This window comes from Streptomyces sp. NPDC050617 (genome assembly GCF_040654795.1).
Taxonomy (GTDB): domain Bacteria; phylum Actinomycetota; class Actinomycetes; order Streptomycetales; family Streptomycetaceae; genus Streptomyces.
In genome coordinates this window covers 30,314-51,678 of record NZ_JBFAIS010000043.1, presented here as the reverse complement: position 1 = coordinate 51,678, position 21,365 = coordinate 30,314, and the positions used below count along the sequence as shown (strand labels likewise).

Here is a 21,365-nt window from a genome sequence, read left to right as displayed (position 1 = left end):
GGGCCCCGCCGGACGCATCCGGCGGGGCCCGGCCCGTCATCGCGTGCGGTCACGGACGTACGGGCTCGCTGAGCGGCCCGTACGCAGGCGGAGGCTCGTACGGGCATATAGGCGGGCGTACGGGGCGGCCCGTACGGGCGTAAAGGCGGGTGTACGGGGCGGCTCGTACGGGCGTAAAGGCGGGTGTACGGGCGTACGGAGCGGGCCGACGGCGGCCCGGTGGTGTCAGCTGGGGCGCTCGAAGTCGACCTGGCTGTACGCGCGCAGCTTGGAGAGCCGGTGCGTGGAGTCGATCTGCCGGATCGTGCCCGACTTGGACCGCATCACCAGCGACTGGGTGGTCGCCGTCTCCGCGCGGTACCGCACACCGCGCAGCAGGTCGCCGTCGGTGATCCCGGTGGCGACGAAGAACACGTTCTCGCCGCTGACCAGGTCCTCCGTCTGGAGCACCCGGTCCAGGTCGTGGCCCGCGGCGACGGCGCGCTCCCGCTCCGCGTCGTCCTTCGGCCACAGCTTCGCCTGGATCGTGCCGCCGAGGCACTTGATGGCGCAGGCCGTGATGATGCCCTCGGGCGTGCCGCCGACGCCGAGCAGCAGGTCCACGCCGGTGCCCTCGCGCACGGCCATGATCGCTCCGGCCACGTCGCCGTCCGCGATGAACTTGATACGGGCGCCGGCCTCGCGGATCTCCTTGACGATGCCCTCGTGGCGCGGCCGGTCCAGCACCACGACCGTGACGTCCTCGGGCGAGGACCGCTTGGCCTTCGCGATCCGGCGGATGTTGACGCCGACCGGCGCGTTGATGTCGACGAAGTCGGCGGCGTCGGGGCCGGTGACGAGCTTGTCCATGTAGAAGACCGCGGACGGGTCGAACATGGTGCCGCGCTCGGCCACGGCCAGCACGGACACGGCGTTGGCCATGCCCTTGGCGGTCAGCGTCGTGCCGTCCACGGGGTCCACGGCCACGTCGCACTCGGGGCCGGTGAGGTCGCCGACGCGCTCGCCGTTGTAGAGCATGGGCGCGTTGTCCTTCTCGCCCTCTCCGATGACGACGACGCCGTTCATGGAGACGGTGCCGATGAGCGCGCGCATGGCCTTGACGGCGGCGCCGTCGGCGCCGTTCTTGTCGCCGCGGCCGACCCAGCGGCCCGAGGCCATGGCGCCCGCCTCGGTGACCCGGACGAGTTCCAGCGCGAGGTTGCGGTCCGGGGCCTCGGGGCTGACCTCAAGGGGAGACGGCAAGTGGTGTTCGGTCAACGGAGCGCACCTTTCTGTACGGCGACGGCCGTTAAGTGAGGGTGCTGATGACTTTATCGGTTGATTGCCAAAGTGAGCAGAGCACCCTGCGTATGAGCGCCACGGCGAGTGGCGTACGCGCCCGCGGCCGTGGCGCGTGTACGGACCGGCGCCCGGCCCGCGATCGGGCCCGCCTTCGGGGTGATGGTCCGCGCCGATGGTCCGGGCCGGTGTCCCGGCCGGAAGGGGTATGGGGGACGATGGGCGGGTGGCAGGAAGAAGCGCTAAGAAGCAGACGGTGCGGAACATGATTCTGTCGCTGGCGGTGATCATTCCCGTCGCGGTGGTCAGTTACGTGTTCATCCCGCACGACGAGGGCAACGACCCAGTCAAGACGGTCAGCTACCGCGTGGAACTGGACACGGCGCGGCGCGCGGCCCCCTATCCGGTGGCGGCCCCGGTCGGCCTCCCGGAGGGCTGGCGGGCCACCTCGGTCTCGTACGACGGGGGCGGCAAGGAAGGCGCGGCGTGGCACCTGGGCTTCCTCGACCCGAAGAAGCAGTACGTGGCGGTCGAGCAGAGCAACGGCCCGGCGGCCGCGTTCATCGACGACGTCACCCAGCAGGCCGCGAAGACCGGCAAGACCGAGCGCGTCGACGGCGCGACGTGGGACCGCTACGAGGGTGAGAAGTACGACGCGCTGGTGCGCAGGGAGAACGGCGTGACCACGGTGGTCACCGGTACCGCGCCGCACGAGCAGCTCACGCGGATGGCCGCCGCGCTCAAGGCCGAGAAGACGAAGCCGGACACGAATCCGGACGCGCGCAACTCGGCCTGAACACGACGGCCATCGGACTGCCGCTGGGGGGAGCGGCAGGTCTGAGGGGGGTGCCGCCCGACCGGGGCCGGGCGACCTCAGACGTCTTCCACGGACACCTCGGACGGCGTTCCGTCCTGGTGCCGCCTCTGTCGGTCCTTCTCAGACGGTCTTGACGACCTGGTCGTACTCCAGGCGCGGCGACCGCGGGAACCAGGCGTCCTCGCCCGGCTTGCCGATGTTGACGATCATCAGCGGGGTGTGGTCGTCGTCCAGGAACTCCTTCTGGACGCCCGCGAAGTCGAAGCCCGTCATCGGGCCGGCCGCGAGACCGGCGGCGCGGACGCCGAGGATGAAGTACGCGGCCTGAAGCGAGGCGTTCAGCGCGGCGGCGGACTCGCGGGAGGAGCGCTCCGCGAAGAACACGTCCTTGGCCTGCGGGAAGTGCGGGAAGAGCGCCGGCAGCTCCTCGTGGAACTCGTTGTCGGCGGCGAGGATCGCGACCAGCGGGGCCTTGCGGGTCTTGGGCTGGTTGCCCTCCGCCATGTGCGCCACGAGGCGCTCGCGGGCCTCCTCGGAGCGGACCAGCACGATGCGCAGCGGCGACTGGTTGAACGCGGTCGGCGCGTACTTGAACAGGTCGTAGACGGCCTGCATCTGCTCGTCGGTCACCGGCTCGTCGGTGAAGGTGTTGGCGGTACGTGCCTCACGGAAGAGCAGGTCCTGGGCGGCGGCGTCGAGGGCGAGAGTCATGCGGTGAACACCTTCTATTGCGTCAACGGTTCGAGCTGGCAGTCACCACTGTACCCGCATTAGATTAATGTTCAACTAAAAGGGGGTGGGTGTGCCCCGGCTCACATGGATCAGGGCACGGCGGGGTACGGGCGAGACACCCGTGACGCCCGTACCGACGCGGCCGTGCGGGCCCGCTCAGCCCTCGGAAGCGGCCGCTTCCCCGTCGTCGCCCGCGGCCCGCGACCCGTCGCCGTCGTCGTCGCCCTCATCGGACTCCTGCGCCAGGGCGGCGTCCAGCCGGGCCCGCGCCCCATCGAGCCAGCGGCGGCAGACCTTCGCCAGCTCCTCGCCGCGCTCCCACAGGGCGAGCGACTCCTCCAGCGTCGTGCCGCCCGCCTCCAGGCGCCGCACCACATCGATCAACTCGTCCCGTGCCTGCTCGTAACCGAGGGTGGAGTCGTCGGTCTTCTCGCGCGTCGTCGCCATGGGAACCAGCCTAAGCGGGGGATGTGACAACGGCCCGTACCGCGAACTCGCCATCAGCGACCCGCGCCCGCAGCTCCTCGTCCCGCGCCACGTCCTCGGGGGAGCGCACCACCGAACCGTCCGCGTGCTGGAGCACCGCGTAGCCGCGCTTGAGCGTCGCCGCGGGGGAGAGGGCCACGACCCGCGCCAGGGTGTGCGTCAGCTCGGAGTCGGCGCGGTCCAGGAGGTGCGCCATCGTGCGGCGCCCACGCTCCAGCACCGCCGCGACCTGCTCCTCGCGCTCGTCGACCATGCGGTGCGGGCGCTGTATCGCGGGCCGCGCCAGCGCCGAGGCCAGGCCGCGCTCCTCGCGGTCCAGCAGCCCGCCGACGCTGCGCAGCGCGCGCTCGCGCAACTGCTGGATACGGGCCTGCTCCTCGCCCACGTCCGGCACGACCTTCTTCGCCGCGTCGGTGGGCGTGGAGGCGCGCAGATCGGCGACCAGGTCGAGCAGCGGGGAGTCGGGCTCGTGCCCGATGGCCGACACCACGGGCGTACGGCACGCGGCCACCGCCCGTACCAGCTGCTCGTCGGAGAACGGCAGCAGGTCCTCCACGCTGCCGCCGCCGCGCGCCACGACGATCACGTCGACCTCCGGCAGCGCGTCCAGCTCCTTGACCGCCGCCATGACCTGCGGGACGGCGTGCACGCCCTGTACGGGCACATTGCGGACCTCGAAGCGCACGGCGGGCCAGCGCAGCCGGGCGTTCTCCAGCACGTCGCGCTCGGCGGCGGAGGCGCGGCCGCAGACCAGCCCTATGAGCTGCGGCAGGAACGGCAGCGGCCGCTTCCGGTCGGCCGCGAACAGCCCCTCGGCGGCCAGCGACTTCTTCAGCTGCTCCAGCCGCGCGAGCAGCTCGCCCACCCCGACCGGCTTGATCTCGGCGGCCCGCAGCGAGAGCTGGCCGCGCGGCGCGTACCACTCCGGCTTGGCGTGCACGACGACGCGCGCGCCCTCCGAGACGATGTCGGCCACCCTGTCGAAGACGGCGCGGTAGCACGTGACGGTCAGCGAGATGTCGTACGACGGGTCGCGCAGCGTCAGGAACACCACCCCGGCCCCCGGCCGCCGCGACAACTGCGTGATCTGCCCCTCGACCCATACGGCCCCGAGCCGGTCGATCCATCCGCCGATCAGCCGGGACACCTCGCCGACGGGGATCGGCGCGTCCGCGGACGTGTTGACAGCCATGCGCCAAGGCTATCGGCGCCCACTGACAATGAAAGGCTGCCGTCGGGACGCGGGAGCGGTCGCGGCCGGCGGGACCGACAGCGGAACCCTCCCCGCCCCGAATCAGCACCTATCAGCGGACGCCGATCCCTTAAACCTGCCGTCCCTGTCGTCCCTGCTGCCCCTGTCGCCGTCCTCGGTACTGGAGCGCCAGGATCACCAGCCCCACCGCCAGCCAGACGGCCCCCACCACCTGGGCCGTGGCCGACGCCTCGACGATCACCGCGACCACCACCGCGAGCCCGAGCAGCGGTACGAGCACATGGCCGACGAGGCTCGGGCGCTCCGCCCGCTTGCGGATCCAGAACCAGCCGATCACCGAGGCGTGCAGCAGACCGAAAGCGGTCAGCGCCCCGACGTTCACGATCGACGACAGGTGGTCCAGGCCGTCGTCTCGGCGGGCCGCCCACACCGCCGCGATCAGCGTCACGACGGCCGCGCCGAGCAGCGCCCGCCGCGGCACGCCGCTGCCCGCGTCCACCTTCGACATCGCGCCCGGCAGCCGTCGGTCGCGGGCCATCGCGAACAGCAGCCGCCCGGCCGCCGCCTGCCCGGCGAGCGCCGCGAAGGCCGCGCCGATCGCCTTGCTGGCCGCGACCAGGTCGTGCAGCCAGCCGCCGACCGACGCGTCGACCGTGGCGTAGAACGCGTCCCCCTGCTCGGCCGGCTTCGCCGCCAGCTCGGCCGCCGTCATGGGGGCCAGCAGACCCGCCAGATACGTCTGCACGGCGAACAGGACACCCGCGATGACCAGGCAGGTGATCACGGCCTTCGCGACCCGCGCGGAGCCGCCCGCTGCCTCCTCCGCGAACGAGGCGATCGCGTCGAAGCCCAGGTACGAGAGGACCGCGACCGAGACGGCCGCGAGGACCGCGGTCATCGAGAAGGAGCCCTCACCAGTGAGCGGCACCGCCCAGCCGCGCTGGGCGCCGTGCGCGATCAGCTCGTACAGCGCCGCGACGACGAAGACCACCAGCACCACGATCTCCAGGGCCAGCACCGCCGCGCCGACGACGGCCGCGGCCCGTACGCCCCACAGGTTCAGCAGCGTCGTGACGACCACCGCGATGGCCGTCCACACCCACTGGTGCACGGACGGCACCAGGGCGTGCATCGCGATCCCGGAGAAGAGGTAGGCGACGGCCGGGATCAGCAGGTAGTCGAGCATCGCCATCCACCCGGCGACGAAGCCGGCGCCCTCGCCGAGCCCCACGCGCGCGTACGTGAAGACGGAGCCGGCCTGCGGCGCCACGCGCACCATCTGCGCGTAGGAGTACGCGGTGAAGGCCATCGCGATCGTCGCGACGATGTAGACGGTGGCGATCGCCCCGTGCGACTTCGCCTCCAGCGTCCCGAAGATGCCGACCGGGGCCATGGGGGCGATGAACAGCAGTCCGTAGACGACGAGGTCCCGGAAGGACAGCGTCCGGCGGAGCGATCCGTCCTCGCCCGCCGGCGCGGTCGAGCCTGTCGGCATGGTGGTCATGGGGTGTGCCCCCTAGCTGGTCCGGTGTTTCGTGGTGATCGGCGTTGATCGTCCCTTGTCGGTGATGATCGTGCCTCAGCTTCGGCCACGGCGGCGCGCCGGGCACCCGGGGCGCGCCGGACACCCGGGGGCCTGCCCGCGTGGGGACGCCCGTACGGGCCGCTCCGCGACCGGCTCCCGCGACCGGCCCCCGCGACCGGCCCCCGCCACAGACCCCGCCGCGGGCCCCTGCGACACGCTTCCGCGACACGCCAGGGCGGCCCGCCTCCGGGGTTGTCCACAGGGTGATCCGCGCCATCTGCCAAGGCCCGTACGATGGATGGCATGACTGCTACGACAGCTCGCAAGGTCCTGCTCGCCGCCCCTCGTGGCTACTGCGCGGGCGTGGACCGTGCCGTCATCGCCGTCGAGAAGGCGCTGGAGCAGTACGGCGCGCCGGTGTATGTGCGCAAGGAGATCGTCCACAACAAATACGTCGTGCAGACCCTGGAGAAGAAGGGCGCGATCTTCGTCGACGAGACGGAGGAAGTGCCCGAGAACGCCATCGTGATCTTCTCCGCGCACGGCGTGGCCCCGGTCGTCCACGAGGAGGCCGCGCGGCGCAATCTGGCGACCATCGACGCCACGTGCCCGCTGGTCACCAAGGTCCACAAGGAAGCCGTCCGGTTCGCCAACGACGACTACGACATCCTGCTCATCGGCCACGAGGGCCACGAGGAGGTCGTCGGCACGAGCGGCGAGGCGCCCGAGCACATCACGCTGGTCGACGGACCGGAGGACGTGAAGAACGTGCACGTCCGCGACGAGTCCCGCGTCGTGTGGCTCTCCCAGACCACGCTCTCCGTCGACGAGACCATGGAGACGGTCGACGCGCTCAAGGAGCGCTTCCCGAAGCTGATCTCCCCGCCCAGCGACGACATCTGCTACGCCACGCAGAACCGCCAGACGGCGGTCAAGCAGATGGGCGCCGACGCCGACCTGGTGATCGTCGTCGGCTCCAAGAACTCCTCGAACTCCGTGCGCCTCGTCGAGGTGGCGCTGGGCGCCGGCGCCCGCGACGCCCACCTGGTCGACTTCGCCGCCGAGATCGACGAGGCATGGCTGGAGGGCGTCTCGACGGTCGGCGTGACCTCGGGCGCGTCCGTGCCGGAGATCCTGGTGCAGGGCGTGCTGGACTGGCTCGCGGAGCGCGGTTTCGGCGACGTGGAGATCGTGACGGCCGCGGAGGAGAGCATCACCTTCTCGCTGCCCAAGGAGCTCCGCCGCGATCTGCGCGCGGAGGCCGCGTCCCTTTCCGACGGGTCCAAGGGGTGATCACGCCCGTCCGGCCCTAGCCTCGTGTCCATGAAGGTATTCGGTGTGGACATCGGCGGGTCGGGCATCAAGGGCGCCCCGGTGGATCTGGTGCGCGGGGAGCTGGCGGACGACCGCTACAAGGTGCTCACCCCGCACCCGGCCACCCCCGAGGCAGTGATCGACGGCGTCAAGGAGGTCGTGGACCACTTCGGCTGGTCGGGTCCGGTCGGCGCGACGTTCCCGGGCGTGGTGGTCGACGGGACGACGCGGTCGGCGGCCAACGTCGACAAGAGCTGGATCGGCCTCGACGCGGCGGCGGCGCTGCGCGAGCGGCTCGGCGCCCCGGTGACGCTCCTGAACGACGCGGACGCGGCGGGCCTCGCGGAGGTGCACTTCGGCGCGGGCCGCGACCATTACGGCACGGTCATCGTGCTCACCTTCGGTACGGGCATCGGCAGCGCGGTCTTCACCGACGGCAAGCTGGTCGCCAACACCGAGCTGGGCCATCTGGAGCTCAGCGGCCGCGACGCGGAGACGCACGCCTCGACGCGCGCCAAGGACGAGGAGGACCTGAGCTGGCACCACTGGGCCCACCGGGTGCAGAAGTACCTGGCCCATGTGGAGATGCTCTTCTCGCCCGAGCTGTTCGTGATCGGCGGCGGCGTCAGCCGCAAGGCGGAGAAGTTCCTGCCGCTGATCAAGGGCGTCAAGGCCGAGATCGTGCCTGCTCAGCTGCAGAACAGTGCGGGGATCGTGGGGGCTGCGATGGCTGCCGCCGCCGCTGCCGCGGCTGACCCTGGTTCCGACGGTCCTGCTGCCGGTCCCGCTGCCGCCGGCTGACCAGCGCCGCCCTGCGCACGAAGACGATCAGCACGGCCAGCACCGTGCCCGCGTAGAGCCACCCGGCGTGCACGGCGAGCGCGGTGACCACGCTCATGATCCGGCCGCCGGCGCCGCCCGAGCCGTTGCTGATCGCGACGATCCCCACGGCGAACGCGATCGGGACGCCGACCGGCGCGATCACCAGGTCGGCCGGGCGCACCCACAGCGCGCAGGCGGCGGCGGCCAGCAGGAAGAACACCCCGTACACGGCCGGTGCGCCGTCCAACAGCACGGAGTCGAGAAAGCCGACCAGCAGCATCACGAGCGCGGCGAGCAGCCCGCTGCCGAGCGCCGTGAGGCGGGGGCCGGGCAGCCGGGACAGCGCGGCGGCGATTTTGGCGACCGGCGGCGGGGGCCGCCGGGACCGCGCGCGGTAGACGGTGGCGCTCTCGCCGCTGGGCTCCTCAGCCCCCGTCGGCCCTCCCGGCCCCGGCGCCGCGGGTGCGGCGGGGCGCGGCACGGCGGACGCGCGGCGGTCGCTGCGGTGCGGGGTACGCGTGCTGGGTTGCTCCACTTCACCAACGTAGGGCGAAAAGTGGGAAGAATCCGGCGTTGGACACGCTGTTTGGGCCACCTTGGCTATCAGTTCGACCGATAACCCGCCCGGGGCGGGGCCGCGGCGCGGGCCCGTAGACTGGTTGACCGGCCCCGCGGGGCCGGTCCCCTTACACATTCTCGCTACGGGAAGTCGCCAAGTGTCGCTCACGATCGGAATCGTCGGTCTGCCGAATGTCGGCAAGTCGACCCTTTTCAACGCCCTGACCAAGAACGACGTGCTGGCGGCCAACTACCCGTTCGCCACCATCGAGCCCAACGTCGGCGTCGTCGGCGTCCCCGACCCGCGGCTCACCAAGCTCGCCGAGATCTTCAGCTCCCAGAAGATCCTCCCCGCGACGGTCGACTTCGTCGACATCGCCGGCATCGTGCGCGGCGCCTCGGAGGGCGAGGGCCTGGGCAACAAGTTCCTCGCGAACATCCGCGAGTCCGACGCGATCTGCCAGGTCATCCGCGCCTTCAAGGACGAGAACGTCGTCCACGTGGACGGCAAGGTCTCGCCGAAGGACGACATCGAGACCATCAACACCGAGCTGATCCTCGCGGACCTCCAGACGATCGAGAAGGTCCTTCCCCGCCTCCAGAAGGAGTCGCGGATCAAGAAGGACATCGCGCCGAAGGTCAAGGCGGTCGAGGAGGCCAAGGAGATCCTGGAGAAGGGCGACACCCTCTTCTCCCAGGGCATCGTCCAGGGCTCGGAGCGCACGGAGCTCCTCCACGACCTGCACCTGCTCACGACGAAGCCCTTCCTCTACGTCTTCAACGTCGACGAGGACGAGCTGACGGACGACGCCTTCAAGGCGGAGCAGCGCGCCCTGGTCGCCCCCGCCGAAGCGATCTTCCTCAACGCCAAGCTGGAGGCGGACCTCGCCGAGCTCGACGACGAGGAGGCCCTGGAGCTCCTCCAGTCCGTAGGCCAGGAAGAACCCGGCCTCGCCACCCTCGCCCACGTAGGCTTCCGCACCCTCGGCCTCCAGACCTACCTCACCGCAGGCCCCAAGGAATCCCGCGCCTGGACCATCCCCCAGGGCGCATCGGCCCCCGAAGCCGCCGGCGTCATCCACACCGACTTCCAAAAGGGCTTCATCAAGGCCGAGGTCATCTCCTTCGACGACCTGGTGGAAACGGGCTCAGTCGCCGAGGCCCGCGCGAAGGGCAAGGCGCGCATGGAGGGCAAGGAATATGTGATGCAGGACGGGGATGTGGTGGAGTTCCGGTTCAACGTGTGAGCGGATGACGTAACACCACGTCGCTGACGTGGCAAATACGCAGGTCAGAAAGGGGCCATCTTTCCGGAGGTGGGCCCCTGGCTTTTCCCGTGTTGGATGCGTGCAGGGTTAGCTGATCGGCCATCAGTCGTTTCCCCTCTCGGATGACACCAGGAGTGGTACGTTATTAGGTACCACTTGATGGGAGGGTCGGGTCATGTCCATAACCGCGAGTGAAGCCCGCAAGGAACTGTTTCCGTTGATCAAGAAGGTCAACGAGAACCATGAGGCCATCGAGATCGTCTCCAAGCACGGCAACGCCGTGCTTGTCTCGGCCGAAGACTATGCGGCGCTGCGCGAGGGCTCCTACCTGCTGCGCTCGCCGGCGAACGCCCGGCGGCTGCTCAAGGCGTACGAGAACGCCCTGTCACATATCAACTTGTCGGAGCGTGAGCTCATCGATCCCGAGTCAGCGGACGCAGATGCGGGTGCTGCGTGAGGCTTGTCTTCGAGGGCCAGGGGTGGGAGGACTACACGTCCTGGCTCAAGAACGACCGCAAGATGCTCGCCCGGATCAACAAGCTCATCGAGGACGTCAGGCGTAACCCCTTCAGCGGCATCGGCAAGCCGGAGCCGCTGAAGTATCACCTGCCTGGGGCCTGGTCGCGACGGATCGACGACGAGCACCGCCTCGTCTATCTGGTGACGGACAAGGAGATCGTCATCCTCGCCGCCCGGTATCACTACTGATCGGTGAGTGTTCGGTGTTCTGGGGTGCCTCTTCCGCTGCGATGACCTACTTGAAACCTCGGTTTTCATAGATGGGATCCCCGTGTTCGGCATTCTGCTTCACCGTGGCTGAGTTCCTCTCCAACCTCTCATGTGACGTAATAGGGAGTAACTGAATGGCTGATGTCACCTTTCTGAGTCAGGCCGAACCGGTTGATGAGTACGGTCGTGCTCTTTACGCGGTATCGCGATCAATTCTGAGGGCCCATTTCGATGAATTGTCGCAAGCGGACCTCGAAGATCTGAATTCCGATCGGGTGGAGGTCACGTTTCGACAGCTCGCTAAGCTCGCTCGCCTCCACCGCGACAAGGGATTGCGGGGAGACGGGTTTGAGTGGGCCGTTCACGAGGCGATTGTTGGCGGCGAACCACGCGTTACCGATCTGGTTAGCGAAGCACTCAGGAAGGTGAGCCCTAGGGCATTCGCTGACTTGGACAGACCGACATCCCTGATGTTCGGGCACGAGCGTGCACGCCATCTCGGATTCACTGAGGCTGTTGTCAACAACGCGAGTGGTGATGCGGTGTTGTTGCCTGACGGGTCAGGTCGACCGTTGGCTTTTGGATCTTGGGTGCCGATCGCTGCCCGTGGTATCGCCGCCGAACCTCAGCTGCGGGAACGGATCAAGAAGGTGTGGAAGACCGACCTGTTCCTGAGTAGTACAGAGAAGGCGCGGTTTGCCGCCGCGACTATCAAGAGTAATTGGCATCAACTCGAAGACGGTAACGGGCTTCGAGTGGCGATTGTTCCACAGGCCCTAGACCTTCCGGCGGGATATCAGAGGTGGAACAGTCTCCACTTGATTGCGCTGCCAGACCCGGACGGCTTCATGGGCTTGTTCAACGATGCGTACGAGGCGGTTGCTGAAGCGATTCTAACGGTTGGCAGGCATGATCGTGCGCCCTATTACTATAAGCCGAGTGCGAAGGCGCAGAAGATCCAGGCGCAACTGGAGAAGTATGGGAAGGTGAAGGTGGTCGACATACTTGATGCCCTGAATGAAGCGGCGCAGCAGAATCTAATTACTGTTGACCGAAAACTCATGTCGGTGGAAGCGCCTACATGGCTCAATATCAATGAAAAGCGCACTCCCATCATCGCACCGAGACCGGCGTTTGAGAAGCTCGACTGATCTCGGAGGTGACAAAGCTATTGTCCAGTCGATGGCCTCGAAGATAATTTCCGACCTCATCTAGTGACCTGAGTCGCTGATGCGTCGTTTGATATGTATGGGACGTCCAGGGCCGCGGCTGGCTGAGTTGGTGTTGTCGGGGCATGAGCGTGGAGTGCTCGGTGGGTGGGTGCGGGCCCAATCCACGCCGCAGGTCCTGGCGTTGAGAGCGCGGATCATGCTGTCGTGTGCCGAGATCGAGCCGGGCGGGCTGTTGCCTCGGTCGGCCAGCTCGGTGGCCCGGCAGGTCGGGGTGACCACCGAGACGGTCTCCAAGTGGCGGGGACGGTTCGTCGCCCACCGGCTGGACGGATTGGGCGATGCGCCCCGGCCCGGCCGGATGCGTACGGTCACCGACGAGCAGGTCATCGAACTGGTGCGGCTCACCCTGGAGACGAAGCCGAAGAACGCCACCCACTGGTCGACCCGCTCGATGGCCCGGCGAGCCGGGATGTCGCAGTCGACGGTGTCGCGGGTCTGGCGGGCCTTCGGCCTCAAGCCGCACCGCACCGAGTCGTTCAAGCTGTCCACCGACCCGTTCTTCGTGGACAAGGTCCACGACGTAGTCGGGCTGTACCTCGACCCGCCGGAGCGGGCCCTGGTCTTGTGCGTGGACGAGAAATCACAGATCCAGGCACTGGACCGGTCCCAGCCGGTGCTGCCGATGATGCCCGGCGTGCCCGAGCGGCGCAGCCACGACTATCTCCGGGCCGGCACCACCACCCTGTTCGCCGCGCTGGGCGCGGCGAGCGGGAAGGTCATCGGCTCCCTCCACCGCTGCCACCGGACCGCGGAGTTCAAGAAGTTCCTGTCCAAGCTTGACCGGGAGGTCTCGGCCGACCTGGACGTGCACCTGGTCGTGGACAACTACACCACCCACAAGACCGAGCCGGTCCGCAAGTGGCTGCTGGCCCATCCCCGCTTCCATCTGCACTTCACCCCAACCGGCTCGTCCTGGCTGAACCTGGTCGAACGGTGGTTCGCCGAGCTCACCTGCAAGAAGCTCCAGCGCAGCGTCCACCGCTCCGTCCCCGCCCTCGAACGCGACATCCGCGCGTGGATCAAGGACTGGAACACCAACCCCCGCCCGTACGTATGGCACAAGACCGCCGACCGGACCCTCAACAGCCTCGCCGGTTACTGCCGACGCATCAGCGACTCAGGTCACTAGCGGCGCGTCGGTCTGGCCTCTGCTCGCGAGGAGCTGAAAAACCTCCCTGTCGCGAGGGATCTCCTGCAACTGGGCCTGTGCTTACGCTTGGAAGACGGTCCGGTACTCACCCACGGCGTACTGGCGTCTCCCTCATGGTGTCCTCGATCGGGCGGCGGTGGGCAGTTCCCTCGTCGCGGTCGCGGGTGCTGGATGCGCTGGGTGAACTTGCACCGTGCTGGATCGGTGCTGGGTGAGGACTGCGGGAATCGTGTCTCCGCAGGTGGGAGCTCTGTACTGCGGGCTCCGGTTCAACGTGTAGAGGGTGACTTAGCGCTACGTCGCTGATCTGGCAAATGTGCAGGTCAGAGAGGGGTCGGCTCCTCGGGGTCGGGCCCTTTGTTTTTCCCGTGCTGGGATGGTGCTGAGATGGGATGAGGATGCCAGTGCTGGGGTTTGTGTGAGTCGGACGCTGGCCGAGTGTGAAGGTAGTGCAGGCATGGCACTTTTCCTACTCGTTTGACACAATCGGGGTATGGCTGACGCGACGTACAGCATCGGGGAAGGGCCGGCGACGCGGGTGAGCCTGTCGTTGCCGGAAGGAACGGCGGAGGCGATCCGGGCGCGGGTGGGTAAGCGGGAGTTCTCCGCGTTTATCGCCGAGGCGGTCGAGCGCGAGCTGCGTGGACAGGCCCTTGACGAGTACCTGGCGGACTACGAGGGCCGCAAGGGGCCGGTTTCCGAGCAGGCTCGTCAGCGGGCACGGCAGGTCTTCGACGAGGTGTTCGCCGAGGAGGCCGAGTGGCACGCCGCCGGCTGAGTCACGAGGGGACGCTGGTTCTCGACAGTGAGGGACTGTCGAAGCTGCTCGCCGACGACGAACAGGTGGTGGCTCTGATCGCTGAGGCGCGCTCGCGCGGCATGGAGGTCGTGATCAGCTCGCTCACCATCATCGAGGCCGTCTACGCCGGTACGAATAAGCCACGCCTGAATTGGGTGCTCTCCGGACTGCGGGTCGTCCCGGTCGGTGACGAGGAGGCGAGGACGGCCTCCGAGCTGCTGATGGGCGTCGGCTTGCACGGGCACAAGTACGCGATCGACGCGGCGGTCGCCGAGGCCGCGTTGCGGCAGCACCGCCCTGTGGTCATGTTGACCTCCGGCATCGACGACATGGTCAAACTCTGCGGTGACCGGGTGCGGCTCGTGGGGATCTGAATGCCTCTGACCCCGGTGCTGCCTTCCGGCCGAGACCCGCGAGGATGGGATTTGGACGCCGTGCCTTGGCGGGATTGCCAGTGGTGAACGCGAGTCCGGACTGGTACCACTGATCAAGGTCCGGGCAGCGCGGTTTTAGCGGGGGAACGTGGGCTGGCAGGAAGAAGTCGTCTCGGCCCTGGATGCCTGGGCGGCACACGAGGGCGTAGCTGCTCGCGAGCCGCGGTGGCGCCCCCTGGGGCGAGCGGTGCGGGGCCGGAAACCTGGGGAGTACGTAATCGACGTGCGTGGGTCCGAAACCGGGACGGACCAGCTCCAGGGGGATAGTCTGCGACTGGCCGGACCTGATGAGAGCGACATTGACGCAGGTCACTCCGTGCTCGACGTGTACAAGGACGGCACCGCGCTTCGCGTGCGTGTTCCGGAGTTCGCAGACCCTGCGGATCCCTGTCTGTGGATGAAGCCGCAGCCCACCGGTTTCCTCGTCAAGGCGCTGCGGGAGGGCATGGCCTCGCTCGCCGATGCTCCGCTGGCCCATCTCATGGCCCGAGGCGAGGCGGGCACGGGGCGGCTTGCTGCCATTGGACTGCCGCCCGGCACGCTCTTGCCTGCCCAAGATCGCGCCTATCGGGCATGCATGGGCGAGGGCCTGTGGTTGGTGTGGGGGCCGCCGGGTACTGGCAAGACCACAGTTCTCAAACGCGCCATCAGCGATCTCGTTGCCCGGGGGAAGCGGGTCCTGTTGGTCTCGGCCACCAATATCGCTGTGGACAACGCTCTGTGGGGCGTGGTGAAAGAGCGACGGCATGGTGACGGCGAGCTCGTCCGCGTGGGGCCGCCTCACCTGAGGGAGATCGCGGAAGACGCGAGTGTCTGCCTCACGCTGATGGTGCGCCACCGATTGACCGAAACCGATGAGCGCCGCCGTGCCGTCGCCGTTCAGCTGGTTGAGGCTCGGGAGCGCGCCCGGCAGTTGGAGGAGCTGGAGCGGGGCCTCACGGACTTCGACGCTGTGGCGTACGCCGCGGACCGGGTCCGACTCGACGATCCTGCCCGAGCTTCCGCGGCTTTGGAGCGGACGCGCGATCAGGCACGCCTGGATGCCAAGGACGCGGAGGACACTGCCGTACGGCTGGAGCGGTCCCACCAAGCCGCGCTCGAAGCGGTGAGGGTGACGAAGCAGGCTCAAACTGACTGGAAGTCGTACGACGAGTATCAGGAAAGCCTGGACCGACTCCGTCGGGCAGTGACCGACTTGGAGGCGAAGGCACTCGTCGCCGACAGGGAGTGTGTGGCGGCTCAGGAGCTCCTGGACGGCCTTGAACAGCTGAAGGGCTTTGCGAGGCGCCGGGCGAAGCGGGAACGGGAAACTGCGCGCATTCGACTGGAGACAGCGCGCGCTGACGCGCACCAGGCCGGTCAGAAGGCGGTGGACGCCCGGTCGGTCCTGGCCCGGCAGGAGGACGCCGTCGCGACGCAGCTGGCGGAACTCGAGGCTCGGATTCCGTTCAGCAAGCAGGAAATCGCGCTACGGCAGCGGAGTCTGCAGAAGGTGGAGAAGGCCCTGGAACAGGCTCGGCGACACTATCTGGCGGTGGGCGCCAAGCTGGCCGTTCTCGCCAGGGAATTCGGGCTGTCCCAAGCGGCTGAAACTCGTGTCGAGGAGGCCGACCGACTCGGCCACCCCCGACGCCACGCACAGGTGGCGGACCTGAAACCTCGGGTGGCGGAGGACCAAGAGTATCGGCCGGCGCTGGAACGCCGTCATCGCGAACTCCAGGAGGAGTACGACAAGCTTGCGCGTGACGCCCAGGGCGAGATTATTCGCGGTGCCAAGGTTGTTGCCACTACCCTTGCACGGTTCCGGACCACGAAAGCGGTCTTCGAGGGTGAATACGACGTTGTCCTGGTCGACGAGGCCGGGGCCGCGACCCTGCCCGAGGTCCTCCTGGCCGTAGGAAAGGCGAAGACCACTGCGGTCCTCCTTGGGGACTTCATGCAGCTCGGTCCCGTGCTGCCGCAACTCGACGGAAGCAAGCGGCCCGACGTTGCCCGCTGGATCCTGCGCGAGGTCTATGAGCACTTCGATATCGAGTCCCCTATGGCGGCGGTGAATCACCAAGGCTGCGTCGTACTGGATGTCCAACACCGGTTCGGCCACGATGTAATGCGTCTGGCGAACTCACTCGCGTATGACGGCGTGTTGAAACCCGGCCCAGGTATTGAGCAGCGCGCAGCGCGGCGCGCCTCGGACGACCCCGAGATCGTGATCATCGACACCGACGGGCTGCTCAACCTCGCCCAGGCCCACCGCACCGGCCGTCGAAAGGGATGGTGGCCGGCTGGTTCCCTGCTCGCACGAGCCCTGATCGACCTGCACAGAGAGGACGGTGAGGAGGCCGGTGTCGTGACGCCTTATCCGGTACAGGCCGAAGCCACCTTGGAGGCGCTCCGGGACAACGAGGGCACCGGCAGTCGGCTCGCCGAAGTCGGAACGGCTCATCGATTTCAGGGCCGCGAGTTCCCCGTAGTCATCTTCGACACAGTGGAGGACGACTACGGTGACGGCCTCTGGATGTCCCGGGCGTCCCGGGCTCCTGGAGCATCCGTCTGGGAGCGCAATGGGGTACGACTCTTCAACGTCGCCGTCACCCGCGTTCAGACCAGGCTCTACGTTGTCGGAAGCCGAAGGCGCATTCTTGCTGCGGGTGAGCAGACTGCCATGGGCAGGCTTGCTGCCCTCATCGGCGACCGACGTGTCCGCACGGTTCCGGCCACTCAGCTGATCGCCCCCGGCGAGCGGCCGGACATCCCTCTCGGTCCGTTCGGCACGCGTCTCGCCGGCGTCCTCTCCCGCCATGTCGAAGTCTCCGATGTCGACGACGAGATCTCGTTCTACGAGACGTTTGCCGCACGGCTGGCCGAAGCGCGCAATTCCTTGTGGATCTGGTCTCCGTGGACTGCGAAACGTCTCATCGGGCTGCTGCCGGTGCTGGACGAGGCCGTGCGCCGCGGAGTGCGTGTGACGATCTTCGTCCGTGACCCCTACGACACTGGTCAGAAGAAACAGGCCGACTTGGTCAAGCAGCTTCGGGCAGTGGTGCAGACGGTCGTCCCCGTCAACGTAATGCACCAGAAGATCGTCGTGATCGACGAGCACACGGTTCTGCTGGGCAGCCTCAACTCCCTCTCGCAGAGCCGCTCACGTGAGGTCATGCTGACCATCAAGGGTGGCCACTTCGCACGCAAGATCCTGACTCACGAGCATGCGGAGGACTTTGCCAAACCTCCTCGGTGCGATGCATGCAAGGGGGAGGAAGTGGACCTGCGCCGCCGGGCCGACGGTTCCTGGTACTGGCGATGCTTCAACCGGATATGTCCAGCGCGGCAAGGGAGTCGGGCGTGGGAGAAGGCTGTTCGGTTCAAGTCAGGGGCGCGGCGCTAGCTGGTTCAACCTCAACGAGGGCACCGGCATTATCGATGGACAGGACAGTCTCGCCTCACGGTGTGGGACGTTGGAGACGAACAGGCGGGCATTCGTGCACCGGCGCCCACGGATGTTGGATAGTGGTCCCGGTGTCGAAGCCTCTTGTACTTCGTCGAAAATCCCGTGCTGGATGGGTGCTGGATATCCTGTCGTGTGGTCAGCGGTGGTCAGGTGTCGTAAACGGTGGATTGGCACCCCACGTGAACGACCCAGACCACCAGTTCCCCGTTGCCGATCGTGTAGACGACGCGGTAGTCGCCAACCCGTAGCCGTCGACGGTCTGGCTGGGACACGAGTGCGGTGCTGTTGAAGCCGGGCGGATCGCTTTCCGGCTCGGTCAGCTTGGCCAGGATGCGCAGCGCCATCTCACGCGGGATCTTCCGAAGCTCGGCCTGCGCCTCAGGGCGGAAGACGGTTCGGTACTCACTCACTGCGCGCCAGCGTCTCCCTCATGATGTCCTCGATCGGGATGCCTGGTGCGGGGTTGGCCATGCGCTCGTCAATGATCCGATCGATCTCGCGCTTTTCCCACTTCTGGTACTTGCGTAGTACCTCGATGGAGACGGCGGCGGCGACTTCCTTGCCGCGGCACGTGATCACGGTGGGTACGTCTTTGCGGTCGGCGCGCTCCACGACCTCCGCCAAATGCGCACGCACGTCGCGGATGGACTCTACGGGCAGCGGCTGTGTCATGCGCTCAAGCGCGCCGAGTGCCCCATGTGTACACAACGGGTGCGGGGATGGGGATGGGCATCCTTCGTTGCCGCTCCGCGTGCTGGATGAACTCGCACCGTGCTGGATCGGTGCTGGATAGCTCTTCAGCTGCTGCGGGGCGGTGTGAGCTTGTCCAGATTCAGGGTGATCTCGAAGGGTACGGGGCGCTGGAGGGCGCCACGGAAGATGCCTGCGGGCGCGTACGTCCCCGTCGGTTCGTCGAGTTCGTAGACGTGTACGGCGGGGACGGTGTTCTCGTCTTCGACGCACCAGTAGTGCCGGATGCCGGCTTCGGCGTACTTGCGGAGCTTGACGTTGCGGTCGCGGTGGGCGGACCCCGGGGAGACGACCTCGATGGCGAGTTGGACGTCCTCGGGGGCGTACCAGGTGCGGTCCGCATCGTACGGGGCCGTGGTGAGCAGCAGGTCCGGTTCGGGGCGGTTGCGGGCGTCGAGGCGGATGGTCATCTCTCGCTCGACTTCGATGCCGGCGGGGGCCTGGGCCATGAGCGCCACCGTGAGGCCGGTGACCAGCCGGCCGTGCCACGATCGCCGCGGGGACATCATGAAGACGAGGGCTCCGTCGATCAGTTCCGTGTGGCGGGGCGCCTCGGGGAGGCGGTCCAGGTCCTCCGCGAACCAGCCCTCCGCCCGCGGTGGGCGCATCCAGTCGGGCAGTGCGGTCATGGGGCAACCCTAGCGATGAAGTCTCTGCCCATGTGTGGACATCGGGGGCGGCGGGCTCCGGCGGGCTCGGGTCGCGCGGAAAAATCAGGCGCTGAGCGGGAGGAAACGTGCGAGGCTCTGGGGAGCGTCTAGTTCAGGAGGAGCTCATGGCCGCAGAGGGATCTGCTCAGGACAAGCCTGAAGATGAGATGAAGCAGAAGTTCCGGGAGGCGCTGGAGCGTAAGCGGGGGGCTCGGGGGGATGGGGCCTCGGGAGGGGCGGGGGTCAGTTCCTCCAAGATTCACGGGGCTCATGGACCCGCCAGTACTCAGCGTTCTTTCCGGCGGAAGAGCGGTGGCTGAGTTTTAAGCGGTTTCGAGCGCGGCAAATAACCCCCGCCCATTTTTCGGGCGGGGGTTTCGAGTGCGCCGAATTTTATTCGGCGCACTCTTTCACGCTGTCTGTCAGACCTTCTCGAAGATCCACTTCTGGTGCTGTTCCCCGGCCCAGGAGGGGAGGGTCAGCTGGGTGCTCTGCTGACCGGTGGCGAGGTCGACGACCCCGTCCTGATACGGGAAGTGGATCCGGTACAGGCCGCCGCCCGCGGGCTCGATCGACCACAGCACGTAGGTGAACTGGACCGCGATCGACGGCGGGTACTGCCTGGTGCTGCCCAGGTTCAGGTAGATGTCGCCCAGCTTGCTCTTGATGATGTACTCGTTGGCCTGGTTGACCGACTCAAGCTCCCACTGCTGGTTCTCCCCCTTGTGGTAGGGGTAACCGATAATGGGCGTGTTGGGACGCTTGTCGCTCCCACTCACATCGATGACCCGGTCGTCGTACGCGGCATTCTTGATGGCGTACGTTCCGGGTTCAATGATCGGTGCCACTGGGCCTCCAGTCAGAGACGGGACGATGGTCTTTCCGACCCCGCTCACCGTAGGAGGAAAGCAGTCCCCGCGAAACAGGTACTTTCAGCCGAAGGGCGCCGATCGAATTACTCGGCCCGTGGGCGTGGCCGACAATCTGTTTCGAATTCCGGCCATGAGCTGAAGTGTGGTCTCTGGTATTCCGCCTGCCTTGTGATATCGCCTATGCCGTATTGTGTTTAGGGGTTCTCGTTTGTCCTCGCGGTCCCGGTGGGGGAGGTGGGGCGTTCCTCGTCGGCGCCCGTCCTCGTCGGCCGGGGCGCCGGCCCTGCCCCGCGCGCACCCCGTCCCCGCGGATTACGCCTCTCTGAGCTGCAATTCACTACATCTAGTGAATCCTTGGCCTTACGTTGCGGCTCACAACCGACGGTTGCCAAGCTGTTGCGGACTGTCAAGCTGTTGGGAGTGGACGTGGCCTTCGGTGACCAGCCCGCATACCTCCGCGTCGCCGGGGATCTTCGGCAGAAGATCGTAGGCGGGGAGTTGCCGCCGCACACCCGGCTCCCCTCGCAGGCCCGCATTCGCGAGGAGTACGGCGTCTCCGACACCGTCGCCCTCGAAGCGCGCAAGGTGCTGATGGCCGAGGGGCTCGTCGAAGGCCGCTCCGGCTCCGGTACGTACGTACGCGAGCAGCCCGTGCCGCGCCGGCTCTCGCGCGGCGGGTACCGCGCGCTCGGCGACTCCACGCCCTTCCGCCAGGAGCAGGCCGACGAGCGCGTCAAGGGCACCTGGGAGTCGCGCAGCGGGCAGGAGGCCGCCGACGCCGGCGTCGCCGGGCGGCTGCGGATCGCGCCCGGCGAGCGCGTCATGCGCACCGACTATCTCTTCCGCGCCGTCGGCGAGCCCGCCATGCTCTCCACCTCCTGGGAGCCGCTCGCCCTCACCGGCCGTACGCCCGTGATGCTGCCCGAGGAGGGGCCGCTGGCCGGGCGCGGCGTGGTCGAGCGCATGGCCGCCATCGACCTCGTCGTCGACAACGTCGTGGAAGAGGTCGGCGCCCGGCCGGGGCTCGCCGAGGAAGCTCTCGCCCTGGGCGGCGTCCCCGGGCACTCCGTGCTCGTCGTCTCCCGTACGTACTTCGCCGGCGGCTGCCCCGTCGAGACCGCCGACGTGGTCGTCCTCGCCGAGCGCTATCGCGTCTCTTACCACCTGCCGGTCAAGTAGGGCCCCGCCCCGGTCCTCTCCGCCCGACCCGCTGTCCGCTCCTGGTGCGTCGGTTATCGGCCAACCTGTTTTCCTCTTTCCCGGCTTCGGTCGGCCGTGCCTCGTCGCA

22 protein-coding genes and 1 pseudogene are annotated in these 21,365 nt (G+C 67.8%); 13 read left to right on the top strand and 10 right to left on the bottom strand.

From position 1 onward, the window contains the following. Positions 1-225: 225 nt before the first annotated feature. The gene (gene glpX, locus AB0I49_RS35780; RefSeq protein ID WP_363231393.1) at positions 226-1,257 is read right to left on the bottom strand and encodes a class II fructose-bisphosphatase; all 1,032 of its coding nucleotides are present in this window, start codon (positions 1,255-1,257) and stop codon (positions 226-228) included. A 229-nt stretch (positions 1,258-1,486) separates the two neighbouring features. Here glpX and AB0I49_RS35775 point away from each other — a divergent pair, with 229 nt between their 5' ends. Beyond that, positions 1,487-2,074, top strand: a complete 588-nt coding sequence (locus AB0I49_RS35775) for a DUF4245 domain-containing protein (RefSeq protein ID WP_363231392.1) — start codon at positions 1,487-1,489, stop codon at positions 2,072-2,074. A 141-nt stretch (positions 2,075-2,215) separates the two neighbouring features. On the opposite strand, the gene AB0I49_RS35770 is transcribed toward AB0I49_RS35775, so the two are convergent. From AB0I49_RS35770 to AB0I49_RS35755, 4 genes are all read right to left on the bottom strand, one after another. Next, on the bottom strand, positions 2,216-2,806 hold the full coding sequence (locus AB0I49_RS35770; RefSeq protein WP_363231391.1) for a malonic semialdehyde reductase: 591 nt from the start codon (positions 2,804-2,806) through the stop codon (positions 2,216-2,218). Between the two features lie 177 nt (positions 2,807-2,983). Next, on the bottom strand, positions 2,984-3,274 hold the full coding sequence (locus AB0I49_RS35765; RefSeq protein ID WP_363231390.1) for an exodeoxyribonuclease VII small subunit: 291 nt from the start codon (positions 3,272-3,274) through the stop codon (positions 2,984-2,986). A gap of 10 nt (positions 3,275-3,284) precedes the next feature. After that, positions 3,285-4,505 (bottom strand): exodeoxyribonuclease VII large subunit, encoded by a 1,221-nt coding sequence (gene xseA, locus AB0I49_RS35760; RefSeq protein ID WP_363231389.1) that lies wholly within the window; start codon positions 4,503-4,505, stop codon positions 3,285-3,287. Positions 4,506-4,635: 130 nt separating this feature from the next. After that, on the bottom strand, positions 4,636-6,030 hold the full coding sequence (locus tag AB0I49_RS35755; protein WP_363231388.1) for an APC family permease: 1,395 nt from the start codon (positions 6,028-6,030) through the stop codon (positions 4,636-4,638). A 324-nt stretch (positions 6,031-6,354) separates the two neighbouring features. Here AB0I49_RS35755 and AB0I49_RS35750 point away from each other — a divergent pair, with 324 nt between their 5' ends. Both AB0I49_RS35750 and ppgK read left to right on the top strand, forming a co-directional pair. After that, entirely contained in the window at positions 6,355-7,344 is a 990-nt protein-coding gene (locus AB0I49_RS35750) for a 4-hydroxy-3-methylbut-2-enyl diphosphate reductase (RefSeq protein ID WP_363231387.1), read from the top strand. A 30-nt stretch (positions 7,345-7,374) separates the two neighbouring features. Next, positions 7,375-8,166, top strand: coding sequence for a polyphosphate--glucose phosphotransferase (gene ppgK / locus AB0I49_RS35745; protein ID WP_363231386.1), 792 nt, complete (start codon positions 7,375-7,377; stop codon positions 8,164-8,166). Here the strand turns inward: ppgK and AB0I49_RS35740 are convergent. Then, positions 8,150-8,542, bottom strand: a pseudogene (locus AB0I49_RS35740) (DUF6542 domain-containing protein); the annotation flags it as partial. The gene ppgK and the pseudogene AB0I49_RS35740 overlap by 17 nt on opposite strands. Before the next feature lie 361 nt (positions 8,543-8,903). On the opposite strand from AB0I49_RS35740, the gene ychF reads away from it, so the two are divergent. The 8 genes from ychF to AB0I49_RS35700 all read left to right on the top strand — a co-directional run bounded on the left by ychF (position 8,904) and on the right by AB0I49_RS35700 (position 17,742). Continuing rightward, a complete protein-coding gene (ychF, locus tag AB0I49_RS35735) occupies positions 8,904-9,992 on the top strand; it encodes a redox-regulated ATPase YchF (protein ID WP_363231385.1) in 1,089 nt (362 codons plus the stop codon). Between the two features lie 196 nt (positions 9,993-10,188). Then, positions 10,189-10,470: a type II toxin-antitoxin system prevent-host-death family antitoxin gene (locus AB0I49_RS35730; protein WP_363231384.1), complete on the top strand. Its 282-nt coding sequence runs from the start codon at positions 10,189-10,191 to the stop codon at positions 10,468-10,470. Continuing rightward, complete coding sequence (locus AB0I49_RS35725; protein ID WP_363231383.1) at positions 10,467-10,721, top strand: Txe/YoeB family addiction module toxin; 255 nt, start codon at positions 10,467-10,469, stop codon at positions 10,719-10,721. Before AB0I49_RS35730 ends, AB0I49_RS35725 begins: the two co-directional genes overlap by 4 nt. A 155-nt stretch (positions 10,722-10,876) precedes the next feature. Further along, positions 10,877-11,893 carry a hypothetical protein gene (locus AB0I49_RS35720; protein ID WP_363231382.1) on the top strand — a complete coding sequence of 339 codons (1,017 nt, stop codon included), beginning with the start codon at positions 10,877-10,879 and terminating at the stop codon, positions 11,891-11,893. A gap of 79 nt (positions 11,894-11,972) precedes the next feature. Further along, on the top strand, positions 11,973-13,103 hold the full coding sequence (locus AB0I49_RS35715) for an IS630 family transposase (RefSeq protein WP_363231381.1): 1,131 nt from the start codon (positions 11,973-11,975) through the stop codon (positions 13,101-13,103). 514 nt (positions 13,104-13,617) lie between these two features. Then, positions 13,618-13,902 carry a hypothetical protein gene (locus tag AB0I49_RS35710; protein ID WP_363231380.1) on the top strand — a complete coding sequence of 95 codons (285 nt, stop codon included), beginning with the start codon at positions 13,618-13,620 and terminating at the stop codon, positions 13,900-13,902. Further along, entirely contained in the window at positions 13,884-14,297 is a 414-nt protein-coding gene (locus AB0I49_RS35705) for a DNA-binding protein (protein ID WP_363231379.1), read from the top strand. The genes AB0I49_RS35710 and AB0I49_RS35705 overlap by 19 nt, the downstream gene beginning before the upstream one ends. A gap of 376 nt (positions 14,298-14,673) precedes the next feature. Beyond that, positions 14,674-17,742 carry an AAA domain-containing protein gene (locus AB0I49_RS35700; protein ID WP_363231378.1) on the top strand — a complete coding sequence of 1,023 codons (3,069 nt, stop codon included), beginning with the start codon at positions 14,674-14,676 and terminating at the stop codon, positions 17,740-17,742. 209 nt (positions 17,743-17,951) lie between these two features. On the opposite strand, the gene AB0I49_RS35695 is transcribed toward AB0I49_RS35700, so the two are convergent. The 3 genes from AB0I49_RS35695 to AB0I49_RS35685 form a co-directional block, all read right to left on the bottom strand. After that, positions 17,952-18,215: a type II toxin-antitoxin system RelE/ParE family toxin gene (locus tag AB0I49_RS35695; protein WP_363231377.1), complete on the bottom strand. Its 264-nt coding sequence runs from the start codon at positions 18,213-18,215 to the stop codon at positions 17,952-17,954. After that, positions 18,208-18,477: a type II toxin-antitoxin system Phd/YefM family antitoxin gene (locus AB0I49_RS35690; protein WP_363231376.1), complete on the bottom strand. Its 270-nt coding sequence runs from the start codon at positions 18,475-18,477 to the stop codon at positions 18,208-18,210. Before AB0I49_RS35690 ends, AB0I49_RS35695 begins: the two co-directional genes overlap by 8 nt. A 125-nt stretch (positions 18,478-18,602) precedes the next feature. Beyond that, positions 18,603-19,184 carry a Uma2 family endonuclease gene (locus tag AB0I49_RS35685; protein WP_363231375.1) on the bottom strand — a complete coding sequence of 194 codons (582 nt, stop codon included), beginning with the start codon at positions 19,182-19,184 and terminating at the stop codon, positions 18,603-18,605. A gap of 146 nt (positions 19,185-19,330) precedes the next feature. Between AB0I49_RS35685 and AB0I49_RS35680 the strand changes: the two genes are divergently transcribed. Next, entirely contained in the window at positions 19,331-19,525 is a 195-nt protein-coding gene (locus AB0I49_RS35680; protein ID WP_363231374.1) for a DUF5302 domain-containing protein, read from the top strand. Between the two features lie 102 nt (positions 19,526-19,627). Here the strand turns inward: AB0I49_RS35680 and AB0I49_RS35675 are convergent, their stop codons facing one another. Next, a complete protein-coding gene (locus AB0I49_RS35675; RefSeq protein WP_363231373.1) occupies positions 19,628-20,053 on the bottom strand; it encodes an RICIN domain-containing protein in 426 nt (141 codons plus the stop codon). Between the two features lie 450 nt (positions 20,054-20,503). Between AB0I49_RS35675 and AB0I49_RS35670 the strand changes: the two genes are divergently transcribed. Next, on the top strand, positions 20,504-21,256 hold the full coding sequence (locus tag AB0I49_RS35670; RefSeq protein WP_363231372.1) for a GntR family transcriptional regulator: 753 nt from the start codon (positions 20,504-20,506) through the stop codon (positions 21,254-21,256). Positions 21,257-21,365: the final 109 nt, after the last annotated feature.

Coding starts and splice junctions, on each gene's coding strand:
- AB0I49_RS35775 (WP_363231392.1), top strand. CDS start 1,487: ATGGGGGACGATGGGCGGGTGGCAGGAAGAAGCGCTAAGAAGCAGACG.
- AB0I49_RS35770 (WP_363231391.1), bottom strand. CDS start 2,806: ATGACTCTCGCCCTCGACGCCGCCGCCCAGGACCTGCTCTTCCGTGAG.
- AB0I49_RS35765 (WP_363231390.1), bottom strand. CDS start 3,274: ATGGCGACGACGCGCGAGAAGACCGACGACTCCACCCTCGGTTACGAG.
- xseA (WP_363231389.1), bottom strand. CDS start 4,505: ATGGCTGTCAACACGTCCGCGGACGCGCCGATCCCCGTCGGCGAGGTG.
- AB0I49_RS35755 (WP_363231388.1), bottom strand. CDS start 6,030: ATGACCACCATGCCGACAGGCTCGACCGCGCCGGCGGGCGAGGACGGA.
- AB0I49_RS35750 (WP_363231387.1), top strand. CDS start 6,355: ATGACTGCTACGACAGCTCGCAAGGTCCTGCTCGCCGCCCCTCGTGGC.
- ppgK (WP_363231386.1), top strand. CDS start 7,375: ATGAAGGTATTCGGTGTGGACATCGGCGGGTCGGGCATCAAGGGCGCC.
- AB0I49_RS35730 (WP_363231384.1), top strand. CDS start 10,189: ATGTCCATAACCGCGAGTGAAGCCCGCAAGGAACTGTTTCCGTTGATC.
- AB0I49_RS35720 (WP_363231382.1), top strand. CDS start 10,877: ATGGCTGATGTCACCTTTCTGAGTCAGGCCGAACCGGTTGATGAGTAC.
- AB0I49_RS35715 (WP_363231381.1), top strand. CDS start 11,973: ATGCGTCGTTTGATATGTATGGGACGTCCAGGGCCGCGGCTGGCTGAG.
- AB0I49_RS35710 (WP_363231380.1), top strand. CDS start 13,618: ATGGCTGACGCGACGTACAGCATCGGGGAAGGGCCGGCGACGCGGGTG.
- AB0I49_RS35690 (WP_363231376.1), bottom strand. CDS start 18,477: ATGACACAGCCGCTGCCCGTAGAGTCCATCCGCGACGTGCGTGCGCAT.
- AB0I49_RS35685 (WP_363231375.1), bottom strand. CDS start 19,184: ATGACCGCACTGCCCGACTGGATGCGCCCACCGCGGGCGGAGGGCTGG.
- AB0I49_RS35680 (WP_363231374.1), top strand. CDS start 19,331: ATGGCCGCAGAGGGATCTGCTCAGGACAAGCCTGAAGATGAGATGAAG.